At 30.2% G+C, this 2,973-nt stretch carries 3 protein-coding genes; 1 reads left to right on the forward strand and 2 read right to left on the reverse strand.

The window, feature by feature from the left end:
* Together U9R42_07320 and U9R42_07325 are read right to left on the reverse strand one after the other, a co-directional pair.
* Positions 1-210: hypothetical protein (locus U9R42_07320; protein ID MEA3495830.1), on the reverse strand; the 210-nt coding region annotated here is incomplete at its 3' end.
* Positions 197-2,239: a right-handed parallel beta-helix repeat-containing protein gene (locus tag U9R42_07325; protein ID MEA3495831.1), complete on the reverse strand. Its 2,043-nt coding sequence runs from the start codon at positions 2,237-2,239 to the stop codon at positions 197-199. The genes U9R42_07320 and U9R42_07325, both read right to left, overlap by 14 nt.
* Before the next feature lie 29 nt (positions 2,240-2,268).
* Between U9R42_07325 and U9R42_07330 the strand changes: the two genes are divergently transcribed.
* The gene (locus U9R42_07330) at positions 2,269-2,451 is read left to right on the forward strand and encodes a hypothetical protein (GenBank protein ID MEA3495832.1); all 183 of its coding nucleotides are present in this window, start codon (positions 2,269-2,271) and stop codon (positions 2,449-2,451) included.
* The last annotated feature ends 522 nt before the right edge of the window (positions 2,452-2,973 follow it).

A 2,973-nucleotide genomic window follows, 5' to 3' on the forward strand; every position in this document is an offset into this window, starting at 1 on the left:
TCCATTTTTATCGGAAATAACTGCACTTCCAATAGGAGAAGTCAAAGCCCCATCAGTCAATTTTATAGGTTGATTATTTTCAAATTTTAATCCACAATGGTATCCAAAATACCAATATTTGGCTTCTTGCTGTGAATAAGATATATGAAAAATCCCACACAATATTAGTATAAATAAAAAGACAATATTTGATTTATTATATTTTCCCATAATAAAAATCCAATTTTATTCCATCATCAAAAGCTATTTCAGTACCTGGCTGAATTGTTAAAGTGTTTCCTGAATTTATATAAATATCACAGGTGATAATATAATCAATACCTGTTGGATTATGATTGTCCCAAATTACATTTCCATTTGAGGTAATATCCCCACATTTATACCTATCATCAAATTCATACGCACCTATATCAATATCATGATGTAAAATACGTTCAGTGTCATCTAAATCATAAGGTAAAATATATAAAGCATTGTTATTACCTGTATTGAAACATGAAGATGATAATTGGATTCTGTAATCGAAACTACCAGTAAACATGGGATTAGTGTTTTTGCAATTTGTTAGTGGATTAGTAAATGTAGAACAGCAACAGTACGAATAGCCGTTATTTTCTTGAGGAATAGGATATGCCTGTGGGTAGAATTTTGCCGTATTGCCCCAAATAATTGTATTGGTTGCAGTAACATTGCACGAATTTAAATAAAATCCTCCTCCTGAGCCATCAGGTGCATTATTGTTGGCTATGGTATTATTGTAAAGATAAAAATCCGCATTACTGTAAATACCACCACCATCATTTGGTACACCATTCTCAACAATAAGGTTGTTTACAAAATAATTCAAATTCCCACTTGTATGCAAATTGGTTATATAAATGCCACCACCATTCTTGTCAGCATTATTTACTTTAAACTCACACAGTGCAACATGGCTATAACTTGCATCAAGATAAGAGCCACCTCCATTATTACTAGCAATATTTCCATCAAGATTATTTTCCTGAAAATGAATTATTACCGTTCCTGAAATATATACACCTCCTCCATCAACTGCCTGATTATTTTGAAAAAAATTGTTAATAATATCGCTAAACTCAGATGATACAATATAAAGACCGCCTCCATTTGTTGTAGCAATATTATCGGTGAAATTATTTCCGTCTAAATTAGAATTGTTTACAGTCATATTGTTGTTTATGTTAGACATATAAACACCGGCTCCGTTATTTGCATGGTTTAAAAAAATATTGTTTAAGAATATTTGTATATCGCTTTGGCAATTTTCCAAAAATACCCCCCCTCCATTATTGTCTGCTGTATTATTTTGAATATCACAGTTTTCAATATTCAGGTTTAGTGGCTGACTACCAGATTGGTATGCAAAAACACCTCCTCCATTACCGGGGTTTGTTATATTATGTGCTATATTAAGGAAAAAATTGCAATCATTTATATACACAGATGTTTGAGTAGTTTGTATATTGCTTGTTGCTATCCCAATAGCTCCACCACCACTATTTAATGAAGAACAATTACTTGTATTATTGACAAAACCAGAATACTCAATATTTACCAACTCCGTTTCTGCAATCCAAATAGCTCCTCCACCAGATTCTGCAGTATTATTCTCGAAACTACAGCCATTGATAGAATGTAATTGACTGCCACCCTCAATAAATATCCCTCCTCCATCTAATTGTGCTATATTGTCATGAAACAAACAATCTTCAACCTGTGCACGACTTGACCTAAATGAAATACCACCTCCTGAGTTACAAATATTATTGTATCTGAAAGTGCAATTCGAAAAAGTAGTATTGTTAGAAAGAAGCAAATATACAGCACCTGAATTGTTTGCAAGACATGGTATAGTTGATTTTTTTACATATTCAAAAATACAATAATCAAATGTGTTACTATTGGAATTGTTGCTGATTTTTATCCCTTTCCAACCTAACAATGGATCAGATGTAAAAATTATCTCATTTCCTAAAGAACCAAACGCTGTTATCACACCATTTACATCCAAGCTGTAAGATCCTGTAAATTCTACTGTTGTACCTGTTGAAATCAGTAAATTTGTTCCAGTAGCAATAAAAATATCTCCATTGACCTGATAATGTGGTGCACTCCAGATTCCTGAAACCGGACCAGCAGGTATTTGAATTTGTGAATAACTTACTGTTGAAAATGCTAATAACATAATCAACAAAGATAAAATTTTTTTTGTTTTCATAATAGTTAAAATTTAAATTGTTTTAAAAAATGTTAAAACTTTATGAAAAATGCAAAGAGCATGTTGTATCTTTGCTTGTGCTTCTTATGAAGCATAAAAAAGAGTTGGGGGGTTTAGTAACTTTTTTTTATTGGGTAGCTACTTTTGTCCCCCGCTCTTTACAAAATCATAAAGGAATTTTTAAAGGTTATCTTCCTTTTACAAATTTTTAAAATTATTTTAGTTAGGGTGGTTTGTGTTTATCGGTCAAATTTCCCCTTAAAAAGCAATGGGGGGGGTAAAGCCCTGATATTCAATGTATAGTAATGTTTCTGTCATTTTTTAAGTATTAATGCCCTTCTATATATATATAACTTTAGTTTTGAAATGTTATCAGGAAATTTTCAAATATTTTAAAAATACGCTTGTAACAAACTGTGTTACAGAGAGAAAAAAAATTTAAAATTTTTCGGTTTTTTTCAAAAACTTTAATTGATACCGCAAATATATATCAAAATAATTTCATAGTAAAATTTTTTTTTACATTTATAACATTCAGTTAACGAAATATGTAAATGTGGTAATTTGCTTTTAAATTGATTATTAACGACTTATTATTGTTTATTGATGATTGGGTTATTCGTTTATTCGATTATATTTTCACGCAAAGAAAAATTTCTAAATTTTTTAAATATTTGATTTTGTTTTTAATTCATAAATCAAAAATCGGTTGAGAAATATAGATTAACCCTAAT

The sequence above is a fragment of the Bacteroidota bacterium genome (assembly GCA_034723125.1).
Taxonomy (GTDB): domain Bacteria; phylum Bacteroidota; class Bacteroidia; order CAILMK01; family JAAYUY01; genus JAYEOP01.